The 19,441-nt window shown below is 65.9% G+C and carries 11 protein-coding genes and 1 pseudogene; 11 read left to right on the forward strand and 1 reads right to left on the reverse strand.

Annotated features, from left to right (window positions below):
• The first annotated feature begins 27 nt into the window (after window positions 1–27).
• The 11 genes and pseudogenes from OG326_RS03030 to OG326_RS03080 all read left to right on the forward strand — a co-directional run bounded on the left by OG326_RS03030 (window position 28) and on the right by OG326_RS03080 (window position 18,642).
• On the forward strand, window positions 28–1,005 hold the full coding sequence (locus tag OG326_RS03030; RefSeq protein ID WP_327143110.1) for an alpha/beta hydrolase: 978 nt from the start codon (window positions 28–30) through the stop codon (window positions 1,003–1,005).
• Window positions 1,006–1,296: 291 nt separating this feature from the next.
• Entirely contained in the window at window positions 1,297–2,304 is a 1,008-nt protein-coding gene (locus tag OG326_RS03035; protein ID WP_327146343.1) for an alpha/beta hydrolase, read from the forward strand.
• A gap of 109 nt (window positions 2,305–2,413) precedes the next feature.
• Window positions 2,414–3,751: pseudogene (locus tag OG326_RS03040) on the forward strand (alpha/beta hydrolase-fold protein); the annotation flags it as partial.
• Between the two features lie 306 nt (window positions 3,752–4,057).
• Entirely contained in the window at window positions 4,058–5,092 is a 1,035-nt protein-coding gene (locus OG326_RS03045; protein ID WP_327143111.1) for an alpha/beta hydrolase, read from the forward strand.
• A 102-nt stretch (window positions 5,093–5,194) separates the two neighbouring features.
• Window positions 5,195–7,273, forward strand: coding sequence for an alpha/beta hydrolase-fold protein (locus OG326_RS03050; protein WP_327143112.1), 2,079 nt, complete (start codon window positions 5,195–5,197; stop codon window positions 7,271–7,273).
• 203 nt (window positions 7,274–7,476) lie between these two features.
• Complete coding sequence (locus OG326_RS03055) at window positions 7,477–8,004, forward strand: DUF732 domain-containing protein (RefSeq protein ID WP_327143113.1); 528 nt, start codon at window positions 7,477–7,479, stop codon at window positions 8,002–8,004.
• Window positions 8,001–8,975: a cutinase family protein gene (locus OG326_RS03060; RefSeq protein ID WP_327143114.1), complete on the forward strand. Its 975-nt coding sequence runs from the start codon at window positions 8,001–8,003 to the stop codon at window positions 8,973–8,975. The genes OG326_RS03055 and OG326_RS03060 overlap by 4 nt, the downstream gene beginning before the upstream one ends.
• A 495-nt stretch (window positions 8,976–9,470) precedes the next feature.
• The gene (gene fadD32, locus OG326_RS03065) at window positions 9,471–11,393 is read left to right on the forward strand and encodes a long-chain-fatty-acid--AMP ligase FadD32 (protein WP_327143115.1); all 1,923 of its coding nucleotides are present in this window, start codon (window positions 9,471–9,473) and stop codon (window positions 11,391–11,393) included.
• Window positions 11,394–11,528: 135 nt separating this feature from the next.
• Window positions 11,529–16,745 (forward strand): polyketide synthase Pks13, encoded by a 5,217-nt coding sequence (gene pks13, locus OG326_RS03070; protein ID WP_442790907.1) that lies wholly within the window; start codon window positions 11,529–11,531, stop codon window positions 16,743–16,745.
• Between the two features lie 56 nt (window positions 16,746–16,801).
• Window positions 16,802–18,346 (forward strand): acyl-CoA carboxylase subunit beta, encoded by a 1,545-nt coding sequence (locus OG326_RS03075; RefSeq protein ID WP_327143116.1) that lies wholly within the window; start codon window positions 16,802–16,804, stop codon window positions 18,344–18,346.
• Between the two features lie 95 nt (window positions 18,347–18,441).
• Window positions 18,442–18,642: a DUF5988 family protein gene (locus tag OG326_RS03080; RefSeq protein ID WP_297619507.1), complete on the forward strand. Its 201-nt coding sequence runs from the start codon at window positions 18,442–18,444 to the stop codon at window positions 18,640–18,642.
• Window positions 18,643–18,658: 16 nt separating this feature from the next.
• On the opposite strand, the gene OG326_RS03085 is transcribed toward OG326_RS03080, so the two are convergent.
• Window positions 18,659–19,429, reverse strand: a complete 771-nt coding sequence (locus OG326_RS03085; protein WP_327143117.1) for an alpha/beta fold hydrolase — start codon at window positions 19,427–19,429, stop codon at window positions 18,659–18,661.
• Between the last annotated feature and the right edge of the window lie 12 nt (window positions 19,430–19,441).

A 19,441-nucleotide genomic window follows, 5' to 3' on the forward strand; every position in this document is an offset into this window, starting at 1 on the left:
GTGACCACACTCGGAAAGGCGACATAGATGCGTTTCTCGATGGGTGCACTCCGCAGGGCCGGAGCCGGTCTGGCATTCGCCATGGTGTTGCCATGGGCGGTGGCGGTAGGCGGCGGAGCGGCCCCGGCGGCAGCCGGATTCGATCCGGCCGGATCGGACTTCTGGGTCGATTCGAGTATGGGCCCGATCAAGTCGCGCATCTTCCGCGCACAGGACGGCAATACCCAGCGGGTGGTGTACGCCCTGGACGGATTGCGGGCGCGTAATGACCTGTCCGGCTGGGAGATCGACACCGATGTCGAGCGGGCGCTCACCGCCTGGAACATCAATGTGGTCATGCCGATCGGCGGCCAGTCCAGTTTCTACTCCGACTGGGTGGCGCCCAGCAATACCAATGGGCAGCCCGCGCCGTATGCCTGGGAAACCTTTCTGACCCGGGATCTGCGAAATGCGCTGGCCGGGCGGCTGGGCTTCAATCCGAACGGGAACGGTGTGTTCGGATTGTCCATGGGCGGCAGCGCGGCCCTGGTGCTCGCAGCGTATCACCCGGACCAGTTCCGTTATGCCGCATCATATTCCGGTTATCTGAATATCTCCGCGCCCGGTATGCGCGAAGCGCTGCGGATGGCGCTGCTCGATGCCGGCGGCTTCAACATCGACTCCATGTGGGGACCACCGTGGAGCGAATTGTGGCTCCGCAACGATCCTTTCGTGTTCGCACCACTGCTGCGGGCCAATGGCACCCGGCTGTGGATCTCCTCGGGTAACGGCCAGCCCGGCCCGCGGGATGCGGTGAACTCCGCACTGGATGCCTTCAACCTGACGAATGCGGCCGGGCTGGAGACCATCGCGCTCGCGAATACCCGTGCCTTCCAAGCGCGTATGGACTCGCTCGGTCCCGGCAATGCCGTCTTCGACTACACCCCGAACGGTGTGCACAGCTGGGGTTACTGGGCGGATCAGGTCTACAAGATGCTTCCGGATCTGAGTGCGAACATCGGCTGACCGTAAGGGATTCTTCTGTTGCCGCGACATCACTGATGTTTCGCGATAAGGTCACCGCACGATTACGGTCGAAATTTAGCGTCACCTTGCCAACCGTGTGGAAGGTCGAATACCCTCCAGCGAGCGCATGTGACCAGACCGTGGTAGCGCATCGTTCACTTCGAAGGTCGGGATTCGCGGTGAACGCTGATCATGCACGCCTGCAACGGCATTGCCGTGCGCGCTGCGTGATAACAACTGAACTTATGCAGTAGAGAAGGAGCAGTATCCATGCGTTTCGGCAGGTCCGCCATGCCGGGTGGAGTCCGGTCAGGACGTAGTGCTCACCGTGGCTGGGGCGCACGACTTCTGGCTACAGGCGCTGCGGCACTGGCTATCCCGACCGCCGCGGCAGTGGCGGCTCCGACTATCGCCATCGCCGCTCCGATTGCCGGTCCGGTGCATCGCACCCCCGCCGGCGGTTACGACGAGCTGATGGTTCCGTCCAGTATGGGCCCGGTCAAGGTGCAGGTGCAGTGGGCGAAGAACGGTGGCGACAAGGCCATCTATCTGCTCGACGGCCTGCGCGCCCGCGATGACAAGAATGCCTGGTCGTTCGAGACGAACGCCCAGCAGCAGTTCGAGAACGACGATGTCACCCTGGTGATGCCGGTCGGCGGTCAGTCCAGCTGGTACGCGGACTGGGTCTCGGCGAGCAATACCAACGGTCAGAAGTACACCTACAAGTGGGAGACGTTCCTCACCAAGGAGCTCCCCGATTTCCTTGCGGGCTACGGTGTTTCGCGTACCAACAATGCGGTGGTCGGTCTCTCGATGAGTGGCCCGGCCGCGCTGCGCATGGCCGCCTACCACCGCGATCAGTTCAAGCAGGCCTCCTCCTTCTCCGGTCCGCTGGACTGGAATGCGCCGGGTATGCGTGAGGCCATGCGCGTCATGATGCTCGATGCGGGTCGCTTCAATGTGGACTCCATGGCCGCGCCGTGGAGCCCGGCCTGGCTGCGCATGGACCCGTCGGTGTTCGCGCCGCAGCTGAAGGGTCTGCCGATGTACATCTCGGCGGCCAGCGGTCTGCCCAGTGGCGCTGATGCGGCGTCGGGCGCCTTCAACACCATGAACGCCATGGGTATCGAGGCCATTGCGATGGTCACCACCCACCTGTTCCAGGCCCGCATGAACCAGCTGGGCTTCAAGAACAACGTGACCTACGACTACCCGGCGATCGGTGTGCACAACTGGAAGAACTGGGAGGCCGAGCTGTGGAAAGCACGCCCGGGCATCCTGGCGGCGCTGAATTCCTGATGCGGCGCTGAATTCCTGATGCCGTAGGCCTCGCCTGCGGGACAGACGAAAAGAACCGGTCACCCCTGCGGGGTGGCCGGTTCTTCGCTCTGTCAGGGTTCGGAAGCCGATGGGGCGGAAGCGAACTAGGGTGGCACCTGTGGCAAGAGGTAGACGACGGAGACCCAGGTGGGGTGGGCTCGTGGCGCTTACGGCGGCTACGACCGTATTGCTGGGGGGTGGAACGGCATTCGCGGATCCGGGTGCGGCGCAGGTGCCGGCGAAGTCCGCTATTCGAAATGTGGTGTGGCTGACCGATAGACGGGTCGCCCTGTGGATCGATTCACCGGCCATGGGGACGCAGATCCAGGTGCAGCTGCTGCTCGCGCGGGAATGGAACAGCCGGCCGGATATGAAATTTCCGGCACTGTTCATGCTCGACGGCTTGCGGGCCACCGATCAGGAGAACGGCTGGACCAAAGACGCTGGGGCGCAGGCCTTCTACGCCGATAAAGACGTCACGGTCGTTTTGCCGGTGGGCGGGCAGGCCGGCTTCTATACCGACTGGTTGCGACCGGACAATGGCAAGAACTACAAGTGGGAAACCTTTCTCACCAAGGAATTACCGCCGCTGCTGGACAAGGACTGGCGCACCACGAACGTGCGCGGACTGGCGGGATTGTCCATGGGCGGCAGCGCGGCCATGACGCTCGCGGCGCGTAATCCGGGGTTCGTCCGCTATGCGGCGTCCTACTCCGGGCTGCTCGCCACCACGACTCTCGGTATGCCGCAGGCGATCAAGTACGCCATGCACGATGCGGGCGGCTACGACTCCGATGCCATGTGGGGCCCGGCCGCCGATGCGGAGTGGGACGCCCACGATCCGTACGCGATAGCCGAGAAGCTCCGGGGTGTGAGTCTCTACGTCTCGAGCGGCAGCGGCCTCACCGGACGGTTCGACATCCCCGCCGGAATTCCCGGAGTGAGCACCAATTTCACCGGGATGGCGCTGGAGAGTCTCTCGCGTTTCTCCTCGACGCAGTTCGTTGCCAAGCTGGACAAGCTCAGCATTCCGGTGCAGGTGAATTACCGTCCGTCCGGCACGCATTCGTGGCCGTACTGGGATTTCGAGATGCGGCAGTCCTGGTCGCAGGCGGCGGGCGCACTGGGGGTCGATACCGGCAAACCGGACTGTGCGGCCGGTGGCGCGATACTGCCTGTGGCACAGGGGAAGACATGGCTGGGAGATTGCCTGACCCCGGAGATTCCGCTGACCGGCGGCGCCGCCCAGGATTTCCGCGGCGGCCGGGTGCTGTGGTCGCAGGCCGGCGGGGCGCATGCGGTGGGCGGAATGATCGGTGGCGCCTATGAGGGAGCGGCGGGACCGACTGGGGCGCTCGGATTTCCGATTAGCGACGAAACTCCCATTCCGGGCGGAGTGCAACAGAACTTCCAACACGGATCGATCGTCTTTCACGACGGGAAAGCCGAAATACACGCCAGCTGACTGAGATACCAGCCAGTTACCCTCCCCGCACCGCTAAAGTGCTCCTGTCCGTGACGCCGGTCACGTTTGGTGTCGTTCCCCCCTTGTGTGGTTCAGGAGCACATTCTGATGGCAGTCCAGGGTGCGTCATGCCCGCGTTCGGTTCGGAAAACTGTTTCGGCACACCGGGTACCCGCCGCGCGGGGCGTCCGGGTGCCCGGCTGGCGCCGCCTAGTGGCGGCCGCCGTCGCGGCGGCCGCACTACCGGGAGTGGCTGTGCTGCCTGGAATGTCGGGACTTCCCGGCATTTCGGGAGCGGCGCAGGCCGCCCCGGTGTCCGGGCCGCTGCATCGCGCACCCGCCGGCTCGGCGGAGCCCGCGGCTCCGGCGCCGCCGCCCGTCGTGCCCGCGGCCGCACCTGCACCGGCTGCCGCGCCCGCGGACGCGCCCGCGCCCGCCGCTGAACCCGCGCCGCCGCCGCGCCCGCGCTTCGAAGAGCTCCTGGTTCCCTCCAGCATGGGACCGATCAAGGTGCAGGTGCAGTGGGCCGCCCGCGGCGGTGACGCCGCCCTGTACCTGCTCGACGGTCTGCGCGCGCGGGACGACTTCAATGCCTGGTCCTTCGAGACCAATGCCATGCAGCTCTTCGCCGATGACAATGTGACGCTGGTGATGCCGGTCGGCGGGCAATCGAGTTTCTACACCGATTGGCGTGCGCCCTCGAGCACCAACGGTCAGAAGTTCACCTATCGCTGGGAGACCTTCCTGACCCAGGAACTGCCGGCCTTCCTCGAACCACTCGGGGTGTCCCGCAGCAAGAACGCGATCGCCGGACTCTCCATGGGCGGTTCGTCGGCGCTGGCTCTCGCCGCCTATCACCGCGATATGTTCAAGCACGCCTCGTCCTTCTCCGGCTACCTGAACATTTCCGCGCCCGGTATGCGCGAGGCGATCCGGATCGCCATGCTGGACGCCGGTCGCTTCAATGTGGATTCGATGGCATGGCCGTGGAGCCCGCAGTGGCTGCGCATGGATCCCTTCGTCTTCGCACCGCAATTGCGCGGCCTGCCCATGTACATCTCGGCGTCCTGGGGCGCGCTGGGTGCGCACGACAATCCGGAGGCGGGGGCGTTCAACACCGTCAATGCGGTGGCGCTGGAGGCGCTCTCGATGGTCAACACCATCGCGTTCATGGGGCGGATGAATCAGCTCGGCATCGGTGCGCACTACAGCCTGCCGACCAAGGGCACGCACTCGTGGGGCTACTGGCAGGACCAGCTGACGAGTGCGCGTCCGGAGATCCTGGCCGCGCTCGGCGCGTAGCCGGTGACATTTCCAAAAAAAGAAACCGGTCGTTTGCTGTAGTGCCCCCGTTTCCCGCGCGTCGCACCCCTGGAATTGGACTTTCAGGGGTACAACACTTGTGTGGTTGGAGTGGTTCGTGGGACGAAGCGGGCGCGCCGTCGCTGGGCGGCATGTGCTGCGGCAGCGGTATTTCCGCTGGCCGCGTGCACTTTCGCGGGAGTAGGCGGTTTTGCGGGCATAGCGCCCGCGGCCGCCGAACCCGATACGTCCGGCGCCGCGGCGACGGTCCAGAAGGCAGTGTGGCTGGGTGATCGCCGGGTGGCGCTGTGGGTGAACTCGCCCGCCTCCGGATCCCCGATCGAAGTGCAGCTGCTGCTGGCCCGGGACTGGCGCTCGCGCCCGGACGCGAAATTCCCGACCATGTACATGCTCGACGGTCTGCGCGCCACCGATGACGAGAACGGCTGGACGAAGGACGCGGGCGCGGCCGGCTTCTTCGCCGACAAGAACGTCACCGTGGTGCTGCCCGTCGGCGGCCAGTCCAGCTTCTACGCCGACTGGCTGCAACCGGATCAGGGCCACAACTACAAGTGGGAAACCTTCCTCACCAAGGAACTGCCCCCGCTGCTCGAGAGCCAGTGGCGCGCCACCGATGTGCGTGCGGTATCCGGACTTTCGATGGGCGGCACGGCCGCCATGATGCTGGCCGCGCGCAATCCCGGCTGGGTCCGGCACGCGGCCTCCTACTCCGGCTTCCTCACCCTGACCACGCTCGGCATGCCGCAGATGGTCAATTTCGCCATGAAGGACGCGGGCGGATTCGATTCGAACGATATGTTCGGGCCGCCGACCAGTCCGGAGTGGAAGGCGCACGATCCGTACGAGCTGGCCGACAAGCTCAAGGGCATCGGCCTCTATGTCTCCAGCGGCAGCGGCACCGCGGGCGCGACCGATCCGCCCGGCGATATCCCCGGCCTCACCACGAATTACGCGGGTATGGGCCTGGAAGTGCTGTCGCGGTTGAGCTCTCAGAACTTCGTCACCAAACTCGGCAAGCTGAATATTCCGGTGCAGGTGAGCTACCGCCCCTCGGGCACGCACACCTGGCCGTACTGGGACTTCGAAATGCGGCAGTCCTGGCCGAATACGGCGGCCGCGCTCGGCGTGGACAACACACCCAGCGACTGCAAGCTCGGCGGCGCGATCGCCGGTGTGGCACAGGTCAACACCTGGCTCAGCGACTGCCTGACGCCGGAGTACCCGGTGAACGGCGGTGTGACGCAGGACTTCCGGGGTGGTCAGGTGGCGTACTCGCCCGGCACCGGAGCGCAAGCGGTCGGCGGCGCGATCGCCGGAACGTTCGCGGGTCTCAATGGCGCTGCCGGCGGCATCGGCTTCCCGACAAGTGGAGACCAGGGACTGCCGGACGGTCGCGGGCGCTTCCAGCCGTTCCAGAACGGGCTGATCTATTGGACACCGCAGACCGGTGCCCAGATGGTGCGCGGCGCGATCCTCGACGAGTGGAGCAAAGGCGGCTTCGAACGCGGTCCGTCCGGCTACCCGAACGGACCCGAAACACGCACCCCGAACAAGGACGGCGTGGTGCAGAGCTTCGAGAACGGGCCCATCTACTTCAGCGCCAAGACCGGCGCGCACGAGCTGCAGGGCCTGATTCTCGGCAAGTACGCCCAAATCGGTTTCGAGAACAGTCCTTTCGGCTTCCCGACCGCCGCCGAGCAGCCGCTGCGCGATATCGGCCGCTTCGTGAGCTTCGAGGGCGGCAATATCTATTGGAGTCCGCTGTCCGGCGCCTGGGGCGTGCGCTCGGGTCCGATCATGGACGCCTGGGGCGCACAGGGTTTCGAGAACGGCGGACTCGGCTTCCCGATCAGTGACGAGGCCGCCACGCCCACCGGCGTGCAGCAGACCTTCCAGGGCGGATCGATCATCGTGAACGACGGCAAAGCCCAGGCCTTCACCCTGGACGGCCGCCCGATAGCACTGCCGGGCGCCCCCGCCCCCGCACCAGCACCCGCCGCAGCACCAGCACCAGCACCCGCGGCGGCCCCGGCTCCCGCACCCGTGCCAGCTCCCGCACCCGTACCGGCCGCCGCGCCGGACCCGCAGCCGGCCGCCCCGCCCGAGGAGATTTCGCCCCCGCTGATCCCGGCGCTGGGCCCGGAGGTTCGCCCGAACTGATCGCCTCACCCCATGACATTCGCTCCGAGTTCGTGGCCCGCCCGGTTCTGGACTGAGCGGAGCTATGCCGCGCAGCGGCGAGCGCAGGGAGGGAAGAACCGGGTAACAGGGCCACGAACCCGCCGGAGCGAAGCGTAGGCAAATAGATACAGCTAGCCTGGGGGCGACCTTGTGCCCGCCAGACAGATCAAGGAAGCGAATAAATGCATCGGACCCGTGGAAAGGTTTTCGGCGTCGTTGTTGCTCTCGCCGCCGCCGGACTGCTTGCCGCCTGTGGCAACAACGATTCGACCGCGACGAGCACGCCCACGCTGGCTCCGACCACGAGCAAGACGTCTGCGGCTCCCACCACGACGGCCGGCGGGGACACCCCGACCGATCAGGCCTCGCCCCAGCCCTCTTCGGACGCCACGACGCCCGAGCGCCCGGCGCCGGTGCCGAGTCAGTTCCTCACCACGCCGAGCGGTACGCCCCCGCTCACCGACCGTGACAAGACCTTCCTGGACGAGCTGAAGAAGCAGGGCATCACGCCCGCCGCCTCCGATATCGCGCTCACCGCCGGAAACCTGGTGTGCCAGGGCAAGTCCCAGGGCGCGACGGACGATCAGATCCTCACCTACGTCACAGCGATCGCCGGCTCCGATCCGTCCTTCGACCAGTCGAAGATGTCGGTCGAACAGGCGGGCAAGATCTACGTCGACGTCGCGACGAAGAGTTACTGCAACAAGTGACGACGCGACGCCGCTCCGGACGCCGGTCCAAGCCGGCGGGTTGCCTGCTGCTCATCGCCGCGATCGTGATCGTGATCATCGTGGCGCTGCTGCTCTGGTACCTGCTGGCGGGCCGGCTGCGGTTGCCGGGTCCCAAGCCGCCCGGGCCCAAGGAGCCGACCTCGCAGTCGGCCAATTGCCCGGACGTGCTCATGCTGGGCGTCCCGGGCACGTGGGAGTCGAGCAGTACCGACGATCCGTACAACCCGACCGCGAATCCGGCGTCGCTCATGCTGAACATCACCAATCCGGTACGGGCGCAATTCCCGAACAGCCGGGTCGAGGTCTACACGGTGCCGTACGTGGCGCAGTTCTCGAACCCGATCGCGCTGCCGCCGGACGGTCAGCAGTCCTACAACAACAGTCGTTCCGAGGGCACCCAGCGCGCCAACGAGAAGCTCACCGCCACCTATCACGACTGCCCGCTCACCAGCTATGTGATCGCGGGCTTCTCGCAGGGCGCGGTGATCGCCGGTGATGTGGCCGCCCAGATCGGTGCGGGCAAGGGGCCGGTGCCCGCGAACAAGGTGCTGGGCGTGACCGTCATCGCCGACGGGCGTCGCGATCAGGGGCCGGGACAGGCCATCGAGATCGGGCAGCCGCCGGCGGGCGTGGGCGCGGAGGTCGCGTTGCGGGGCCTGAACGTGCCGGGCATCACCATGACCGGACCGCGAGACGGCTTCGGCGACTTGGCGAATCGGACATTCACCATCTGCGCGCAGGGTGATCTCATCTGTGATTCCCCGAAGCAAGCGCTCAACCCGCTCAATATCCTCGGCAGTGTCGGCACCCTCGTGAAGGCGGCCGGCAACCCTGTCCACAGCCTCTACAACGGCTTTGTCGTGGACGACAGCGGCACCACAGCAACTCAGTGGACGGTCAGCTGGGCCAATGGCCTGATTGAGAAGGCTCCGCATCCCGCACACTCGTGAATTCCGACCGAGCCCCTAGTTTCAGGGTCTCGTTGTAGAGTGCTGCGAGGTTGTGGCCCCGGTTCGCTCGGTGTCCCAGCACCATCCGGACAGCCAGGAGCAGGTGTTCATGACAGCAGTCGCCGCACCCGCTACGGGTGGTCGGCACATCCACCCGGACCACCCCCGGGAACCCCGGGTGCGGCAACTCACATCCTCGTCCCCCAGCGGGAGGGCTGCCCACCCAAAGCACCACATTCGCACCGGTGATCCCGTGGAAGCGAGTCTGGTGAGCTGGGATATGTTTAGCCGCTCCGGAGCATGGCAGGGTGGCTCCTCTGTAACATGACCCTGGTTTGAGTACATCTAGCCAATAGACGGTCACCGCGCAGACCGCAACAGAATTCTGCAGGTCGGCTTCGCGAGAAGCTTCCCGCGGGCGAAGAGTCGGGGCCTCACAGGTAACAGCGGCATCGTCGCCGCCCATGCCGCGTGTGCCTCGGAGGAGAAGAAGGAATGGACGAGACTTTCGACGATTACCTCGACGAAACGGGGAACATCACGATTCCCGAGGGGCGCACCCTCGTCGACTACGTCGAGAAGCACACCCACGGGAATGACGCCGATGATCTGGCTTACCGGTACATCGACTACTCACGCGAGAGCGACGGGGTCTACCAGGACCTCACGTGGAGTCAATTCGGCGTTCGGCTGCGCGCGGTAGCTGCACGACTTCAGCAGGTGACCAAGCGGGGTGATCGTGTCGCGATCCTGGCCCCGCAGGGGCTGGATTACGTCATCTCCTTCTTTGCTGCGATCTACGCGGGCACCATCTCGGTGCCCCTGTTCGATCCGGACGAGCCGGGCCACACCGATCGCCTGCACGCGGTGCTCGGTGACTGCACGCCCGCGGCGATCCTGACGGCCAGCTCCTCGGCCGCTGGTGTTCGCCAGTTCTTCCGCGGGCTGCCCGCGGCGCAGCGGCCTCGCATCATCGCGGTGGACGCGATTCCCGACAGTGTCGGAGAGTCGTGGATCCGCCCCGATATTGCGGTAGACGATATCGCGTATCTGCAGTACACGTCGGGTTCGACACGCACCCCGGCGGGTGTCGAGATCACCCACCGCGGCGTCGGCACCAATGTGCTGCAGATGGTGAATGCGCTGGATCTGAACTGGAATTCGCGTGGCGTCACCTGGCTGCCGCTCTACCACGACATGGGTCTGCTGACGGTGATCCTGCCCGCCGTGGGCGGTAAGTACATCACCATCATGTCGCCGTCCGCGTTCGTGCGGCGGCCCTCGCGCTGGATCCAGGAACTGGCGGCCGTCTCCGACGGCGCCGGAACCTTCGCGGCCGCACCGAACTTCGCGTTCGAGCACGCCGCCGCGCGTGCCGTGCCGAAAAACGGTGAGTCGCTGGACCTCTCCAATGTGATCGGCCTGATCAACGGCTCCGAGCCGGTGACCACCGGTTCGATGAAGAAGTTCAACGAGGCGTTCGCGCCGTACGGTCTGCCCAAGACCGCGATCAAGCCCTGCTACGGCATGGCCGAGGCGACGCTGTTCGTCTCCGCCACCCGGCACGAGGACGAGGCGAAGGTCATCTACGTCGACCGCGTCGAGCTCAATGCCGGTCGCATCGTGAAGGTCGAGCCGGGCACGCCGGATTCCATCGCCCAGGTCTCCTGCGGCTATGTGGCGCTCTCGCAGTGGGGCGCCATCGTGGACCCCGAATCGGTCGATGCCCCAGAGGGGGCGACCGAACTGCCCGAGGGCCGGGTCGGCGAGATCTGGTTGCACGGCAACAATGTCGGCATCGGCTACTGGGGTCGTGCCGAGGAGACCCAGAAGACCTTCCGTAATCGGATCATCAACCGGGTCGCGGACGGCAGTCATGCCGAGGGTGTTCCGGCCGACGGCAATTGGCTGCGCACCGGCGATTACGGCGTGTACGTGGACGGCGAGCTCTACATCACCGGCCGCGTCAAGGATCTGGTGATCGTGGACGGTCGCAATCACTACCCGCAGGATCTGGAGTACTCCGCACAGGAGGCCTCCAAGGCGCTGCGTCCCGGCTTCGTCGCCGCGTTCTCGGTTCCGGCCAATCAGCTGCCCGCGGAAGTCTTCGAGTCCGACAGCCATTCGGGTCTGAAGTACGACGCGGACGACGGTTCCGAACAGCTGGTCATCGTGGCCGAGCGCGGCCCCGGCGCCGGCAAGGCCGATCCGGGTCCGATCGCGGACGCGGTGCGTGGCGCGCTCTCGGCACGGCACGGTGTCACCGCACGGGACATCCTGCTCGTGACCGCGGGTTCGATCCCGCGCACCTCGAGCGGCAAGATCGCCCGTGCCGCCTGCAAGATGGCGTACCTGGACGGCACGCTGCGTGGTGGTTACACGCAGCAGGCCTTCCCCGATGCTCCTGACAAGGAGTGAGTCGGAGCATCTAACGTGGAGTGGCGCGGTCCGAACAGGTCCGCGCCATTCATGCATGAAGCGCCGCTCTCCACCGGAACGGCGAAATCTCAATACTGCCGCGCACCGTACGCAGACAGGTAACTTGAGGAACTGATGGCTGAGAACGAGGGCACGTCCCCCACCCCGATGACCGATAATGCTCCCGCGGTGTCCGACGGTGCCGCGAAACCGGCACCCAGCGGCGCGAACATGTCCGTGGGCGAGCTGCGGGAGTGGCTGCGCCGCTGGGTCGCCGACGCGACCGGACAGCCGCTCGAGCAGATCACCACGGACAGGCCGCTGGAGGAATTCGGCTTGTCCTCGCGGGATGGGCTCGCGCTCGGCGGTGACATCGAGGATCTGACGGGGGTCGTCCTCAACCCGACCATTGTGTTCCAGCACCCGACGATCGCTTCGCTGTCGGAGCGAGTCATCAACGGGGAACCCGAACTTCCGGCCGAGTCGGCCGATGATTCGTTCTATACCGCGGGATTCACGCCGGGCGAGGCGCATGACATCGCCATTGTCGGCTTGTCCACGCGTTTGCCGGGCGCGGGCGATACGCCCGAATCCACGTGGGAATTCTTGATCAATCGCGGTGACGGTATCCGCGACCTACCCGAGGGCCGCTGGTCCGAGTTCACGAGTGACCCGCGCGCGGCCGAGGCTGTCGCGAACGCCATGACCAAGGGCGGCTACCTCGATCAAGAGGTCATCAAGGGCTTCGACGCCGAGTTCTTCGCGACCTCGCCGGTCGAGGTCGAGCGCATGGATCCGCAGCAGCGGCTCACCATGGAGCTCACCTGGGAAGCCTTGGAGCACGCCAGAATTCCGGCGAACACGCTCAAAGGTGAACAGGTCGGCGTGTACATCGGCTCTTCGGGCAATGAGTTCATGCTGATCGCGGCGCTCGGCGTCGGCAGCACTCAATCCGACGACAAGACGCCGCTGTCGGCAGAGGCCTACGGGATCATGGGCAGCGTTTCGTCCATCATCGCGAACCGCACCTCGTACTTCTTCGACTTCCGCGGACCCTCGGTGGCCATCGATACCGCGTGCTCTTCTTCGCTGGTGGCGGTGCACGATGCGATCCGCGCACTGCGCAGCGGTGAAGCCGATCTGGCGCTGGCCGGCGGCGTGAACGCTCTGGTCGCGCCGATGGCGACCCTCGGTTTCGACGCCAATGGCGGTGTGGCCAAGGACGGTCACATCAAGGCGTTCTCCTCGGACGCGGACGGCATGGTTCGCGGCGAAGGCGGCGCGCTGGTGGTGCTCAAGCGCCTGGCCGACGCCGAACGCGACGGTGACAAGATCTACGCCGTCATCAAGGGCTCCGCCGTCAACAATGACGGTCGCTCCAACGGTCTGCTGGCGCCGAATCCGGTCGCTCAGGCAGATGTGTTGCGCCGCGCCTACCGGGATGCCGGAATCGCGCCGTCCAGCGTCGATTACATCGAGGCGCACGGTACCGGCACGCCGATCGGCGACCCGATCGAGGCAGACGCGCTGGGACGTGTCATCGGTCGCGGCCGTGACGACGACAAGCCGGCGCTGCTGGGTTCTGCCAAGTCCAACTTCGGTCACCTGGAGTCGGGCGCGGGTGCGGCCAGCCTCGCGAAGATTGTTATGGCGTTGCAGCACAACGTTATTCCGCCGAGCATCAACTACGCCGGTCCGAGCCCCTACATTCCGTGGGATACGGCGCATTTGAAGGTTGTCGAGCAGCCGACTGAATTCCCGCGCTACAGCGGCATCGCCACCATCGGTGTGTCCGGTTTCGGTTTCGGCGGTACCAATGCGCACGTTGTCATTCAGGAGTACGTACCGACTCCGGTCACCCCCGCCGCGGTCGAGGCGAGCGCCGATCTCGATGACGAGGACACCGATGTGCTGGCCGAGGCCGAGCGCATTGTCACCGAGTCCGCGCCGGAAGTTGTTGCACCGGAACCGGAGTGGGTGAACCGCGAGGAGCCGCTGCCGCTGATCCTCCCGGTCTCGGCCTACCTGCCGTCACGTCGTAAGCGCGCTGCGAAAGATCTGGCCGATTGGCTGGAATCGGAAGCGGGACAGGCGACTCCGCTCGCCGATGTGGCGCGTTCGCTGGCCAAGCGCAATCACGGCCGTTCGCGCGGTGTGGTCATCGCCAAGACGCATGAAGAGGCCGTCGCCGGTCTGCGCGCCATTGCCGAGGGCAAGCCGGGCACCGGCGTCTTCACCGCCGATTCCCCTTCCGCGCGCGGCGCGCTGTGGGTGATGGCCGGTTTCGGTGCGCAGCACCGGAAGATGGGCAAGCAGCTCTACAACGAGAATTCGATCTTCCGCAAGACCGTCGACCAGGTCGACGAGTACGTGATGGACGAGGCCGGGTACTCGGTCCGGGAGATCATCCTGGACGACGAGCAGGACTGGGATATCGGTACCGGCCAGGTCGGCACCTTCACCATCCAGCTCGGCCTGAACGCGATTCTGCGCGCGCACGGCGCACAGCCGGAGGGCGTGGTCGGCCATTCGCAGGGTGAGGTTGCGGGCGCGTACATTTCGGGCGGCCTGAACCTGGAGGACGCGGTGCGCGTCATCTGCGCGCGCTCGCGGCTCATGGCCGAGGGCGAGGCCATGATCACCGATGATCAGGTCCGCAATATGGCCCTGGTCGAGTACTCCACGGAGGCCATCCAGGAAGCCCTGGTGGACTTCCCGGACCTCGAGGTCGCCATCTACGCCGCGCCCACCAATACCGTGATCGGCGGCCCGCCGGATCAGGTGCACGCCATCGTGGCGCGCGCCGAGGCCGAGGGCAAGTTCGCGCGCGTGCTGCAGACCCGCGGCGCCGGCCACACCTCGCAGATGGATCCGCTGCTCGGCGAATTGGCCGCCGAGCTGGCCGGTTTGGAGCCGACGGTCCTCAAGCACGATCTGTACTCGACCGTCCGCAAGGACGGCGTGTTCCGCGCCGGTCACGCCGCGGTGCACGATGTGGACTACTGGGTCACCAATATGCGTGGCGCGGTGTACTTCACCAATGCCATTGCGCAGGCCGTGAATACCGGTATCACCACCTACCTGGAGCTCGCGCCGAACTCGGTGGCGCTCATGCAGGTCATGGGCACCACCTTCGCGGCCGGTGTGCACAATGCGGCGCTGATTCCGACGCTCAAGCGCAAGGAAGACGAATCCGCCGCGGTCATCTCCGCGCTGGCGCAGCTGTACGTGCAGGGTCACCGGGTGGACCTGTCCTCGCTGCTGACCGACGGCGATTACGCGCCGGTGCCGCGCACCGCGTTCCTGCGTAAGCAGTACTGGCCCACGGTTTCGCTGTCCGCAGACTCCGGCAGCAGCCGGGTGCCGGGCTCGCATGTGGCGCTGCCGGACGGCCGCCACGTGTGGGAGGTGCAGGCGAATCTCGTCACCGATCTCGGTGCGCTGGTGAGTGCCGCTGCCGCACAGGTGCTTTCGGACGTCACGCTGGGCGCGTCCGTCGCGCACGGCGCGGTTCCGGCCGCCGGCACCCTCACCACCACGCTCACCCCGCATCCGGGTGGCGCGTCGGTATCGGTGCACGCCAAGGAGGGCACTGCCTTCCGCGCGCTGTTCGACGCCGTCGTAGCCTCCGGTGCACCGCTGCCGGAATCGGTGGTGGCCCAGCCGGTTGCGGCCGTCGCCGCGGCTCCGGCCGCCGAGGTGGCCGAGGTGCTCGGTGACCGCTGGAATCCCGAGAGCAGCCAGACCATCGAACAGCGCCTGGCGCTCATCGTCGCGGAGTCCATGGGCTACGCGGTCGAGGATCTGCCGATGGAGATCCCGCTCATGGAGCTGGGCCTCGATTCGCTGATGGCCATGCGCATCAAGAACCGCGTCGAATACGAATTCGATATCCCGCAGCTGCAGATCCAGGCGGTGCGCGATGCCAGCCTGCTCGAGGTCGGCAAGGTGCTGCGCTACGCCATCGAAAACCGTGAGCAGCTGGCGGAACTGGCCGCGCGCCAGGCCGCGGGCGAGGACATCTCGGTCGGCGGCGATATCGTCGCCGCGGCGCGCGCTGCCATGGCGGCGGGCGCCGATCCGCTGGCGGCACTGCCCGGGGTGACCGAGAACGCGGTGCCGACGCTGGCCGATCGCCTGGATGTGGAGAACAGCGATGTGGTGGCGGAAGCCACCGAGATCGTCGCGGAAGCCGAAGCTGCCGAAGGGAATTCGTCGACCACCGAGGCGGACTTCGAGGACGCCCCGCCGGTCGCGGAGACCGACAAGGACAATGTTCCGCCGCGTAATGCGCCGGAGCGTCTCGCCTTCGGCACCTGGGCGCTGGCCACCGGCAAGTCCGCGGGCGGCATCTTCAACCCGCTGCCCGAGCTCGACGACGCCACCATGCAGAAGCTCGTCGATCGGCTGTCGGAGCGAGTGAAGGCCGAGGTCGACGCCGATCAGGTGCGGGCCTGCAAGACCATCGAGCAGATTGCCGACCTGGTGGCCACCTACCAGGAGCACGGCGATGACGTCGAAGGCTTCGTGCGCACGCTGCGCGCGAAGGAGGCCGGTTCGAATGCGGTGCCGGTCTTCGTCTTCCACGCCTCGGGCGGTAACACCCTCGTGTACGAGCCGCTGCTGAAGCGGCTTCCGGCGGGTACCCCGATGTACGGTTTCGAGCGCGTCGAGGGTTCCATCGAAGAGCGTGCGCGCCAGTACATTCCGGAGATCCGCAAGCGCCATCCCGAGGGGCCGTACGTGGTGTACGGCTGGTCGCTCGGCGGTGTGTTCGCACTGAAGGTCGCGGAGCTCATGCGCGCCGAGGGTGCGGATGTGCGGGTTGTCGGCCTGATCGACGTGGCGCTTCCGTCCGAGCCGCATCTCGACACCCCCGAGGAGCGGCTGAACCGGGTCCGGCGCTTCCAGGCGTTCGCCAAGAAGACCTATGGCTTCGAGGGTGAACTCGACGAGGAGCAGTTGGAGGAGCTTGCCACCGCAACCGATGCGGAGCAGATCGATATCGTTCTGCAGCTGGTGAAGTTCGCCGGTGTCGATATTCCGGGCGGCGTGCTCGAACATCAGCGCAGCTCGTACATCGATGGTGGCGAACTGCAGCGGATCTCGCCGCAGGATTACGACGGTCACGTGGTTCTCTACTTGGCCGATCGCTACCACGATGGAATCATCGAGCTGGAACCGCGTTTCGGTGAGCGGCTGCCGAATGGTGGCTGGGACGACCACCTCTCGGATCTCGAGGTCATTCGAATCCCGGGTGATCACATCGATATCGTGGACGAGCCGCGCATCGGAGTGATCGGCGCCGACCTCAGCAAGAAATTGTCCGAGATCGACACGCTTGCGAAATAGCCCCACTGCGAAACAGGTTCTGCGAAAGTAGGTTTCTGCCGAAGGGGAGGAGTCCAGTGAGCACTACCGCCGAGAAACTCGCAGACTTGCGACAGAAGCTGGAAGTCGCGAGGGAACCGGCGGGAGATGCGGGGGTCGCGAAGCGAGCCAAGAAGGGTATCCCTTCGGCTCGTGACCGCATCAAGATGCTGCTGGATCCGGGCACCTTCGTGGAAATCGGTGCGCTGGTGCGGAACCCGGGCGATTCGACGGCCCTCTACGGCGATGGCGTGGTCACCGGCCACGGCCTCGTCGAGGGGCGTCCGGTCGCGGTGTTCTCCCATGACCAGACCGTGTACGGCGGTTCGGTCGGGGAGGCCTTCGGGCGCAAGGTCGCCGGCATCATGGAATTCGCGGCCAAGGTCGGCTGCCCGGTTGTCGGTATCAATGATTCCGGCGGCGCGCGGGTGCAGGAGGCGGTGACCTCACTGGCCTGGTACGCCGAACTGGGCCGTCGCCAGGAGCCGCTTTCCGGTCTGGTGCCGCAGATTTCGATGATCCTGGGCAAGTGCGCGGGCGGTGCGGTGTACGCCCCCATCAATACCGACGTGGTGGTGGCCACCGAAGAGGCCTATATGTTCGTCACCGGTCCCAAGGTGATTCGCGAGGTCACCGGTGAGGATGTCAGCCTCGAGGAGTTGGGCGGCGCCAATAGCCAAGCGCTGTACGGCAATATCCACCATGTCGCCAAGGACGAGGTCGCGGCGTTCACCTGGGTCCGCGACTACCTCGGCTACCTGCCCTCCAGCTGCTCGGAATTGCCGCCGATCGTGAATCCCGGTCTGGAGCCGGAGATCACCGACTCGGACCGTGAGCTGATCGATCTCGTCCCCGATGCCGACAATGCCGGCTACGACATGTACGAGGTCCTGCTCCGCATCTTCGACGACGGCGACTTCCACGAATTCGGCCAGTCCGCGGGCAAGAACGTCATCTGCGGTTTCGCCAGAGTCGACGGCCGCAGTGTCGGCGTCGTGGCGAACCAGCCCCTGGTCTACGCCGGGGCCCTGGACGCCCGCGCCTCCGATAAGGCCGCCCACTTCGTCCGCCTGTGCGACGCCTACGAAATCCCCCTGGTCTTCGTGGTCGACACCCCCGGCTTCCTACCCGGGGTCGAACAGGAGAAGATCGGCGTCATCAAACGCGGCGGCCGCTTCATCTTCTCCTTCGTGGAGGCCACCGTCCCGAAGGTGACGGTGGTGATCCGCAAGTCCTACGGCGGCGGCTACGCCGTCATGGGTTCCAAACAGCTGGGCGCGGATGTGAACCTGGCCTGGCCCACCGCCCGCATTGCCGTCATGGGCGCCGAGAGCGCCGTAAGCCTCATCGGCGCAAAGTCTCTGGAGGCGGCGCCCGAGGCCGACCGCGCCGCCATGCGCCAGCAGATGATCGCCTTCTACAACGCCACCGTCGCCACCCCCTGGGTGGCAGCCGAGCGCGGCTACATAGACGCGGTCATAGACCCCGCGACCACCCGCCTCGAAATCCGCAAGGCACTGCACCTACTGCGCGACAAATCCGTGGCCCGCAACCCCCGCAAACACCACCTGCTGCCTCTCTGAGACCCGTTTCGGCTGTTCGAGCCGGGGGTGAAACACGGCTCGCCGATTGCTCGGAATCGATCGGTCGTCCGGCTCGAATGTGAGAGCCTTCAGCTATGAGTAGCTCACCTAAGGCATTGCTCGAAGGCGGACCTGACGGGCTGGAACAGCGGATTGTGCCTATTACGCCGCCTGGGATCGAACTGCGGGTGGCGCACGGTGGGGGGTACGAAAGGTTCAAGGTGACGCCGCGGTGGGAGGACACACCGGAGGGCAGTTTGCCGGTCTACGAATGGGTTTCTCACACCGAACACTGAGATATTCGAATACGGACTAGGCCGGAGCGGCGCGGCGGATGGGTAGTCGCGTCGGAACCGGATCATGGGACAGGAAGCCGGCGATCTGGGGATAGATCTCGTTCGGCTTCTCCATGACCAGCAGGTGTGAGGTGCCGGGGACGATGGCGAGTTGGGAGTTGGGGATCGCCCGGTAGAGGGCGAGGGTGTGTTCCAGGGAGACCGAATCGTCGTCGCTCGCCATGACGAGCGTGGGCGTCGAAATCGAATGCAGGTCCTCGGGGGTGAGGTCGGGCTGCGTCTCCCACATCTCGGCCAGTTTGCGCGCGACGATCGGGAAATGGTCTTCCCCGTCGGGGGATACCTCGCCGTAATTCATGGCCAGGTAGCGCAGCGTCTCGGGATCTTCGAAACCGTCCAGCACGCCGGGCAGAATGCCGTCGTAGTGGAAGTTTCCGCTGATCAGCACGAGTTTGCGAACCAGATCCGGGCGGCGCAGCGCGACCAGTAGCGCCACATTCGCGCCGTCGCTGTGGCCGACCAGATGCGCGGGTTCGCCGACGACCTTCTCCAGGAAGGCGATGGTGTCCTCGGCCATCACGTCATAGGACAGCGGCCCCGCGACATCGGGTGTGTGCCCGTGCCCGCGGCGATCGGTCTTGTACACCCGGAAGCGCCCGACCAGGGAGGGCATGGCCGGTGCGAACATTCGCGCATCGACGAAAGCGCCGTGCAGCAGCACCACCGATTCGCCGTCACCGTGGACGTCGTACCAGGTTGCCACGTCGCCGAGTTGAATGTTCACCATGACACCAGTCTC

The sequence above is a fragment of the Nocardia sp. NBC_01327 genome (assembly GCF_035958815.1).
Classification (GTDB): domain Bacteria; phylum Actinomycetota; class Actinomycetes; order Mycobacteriales; family Mycobacteriaceae; genus Nocardia.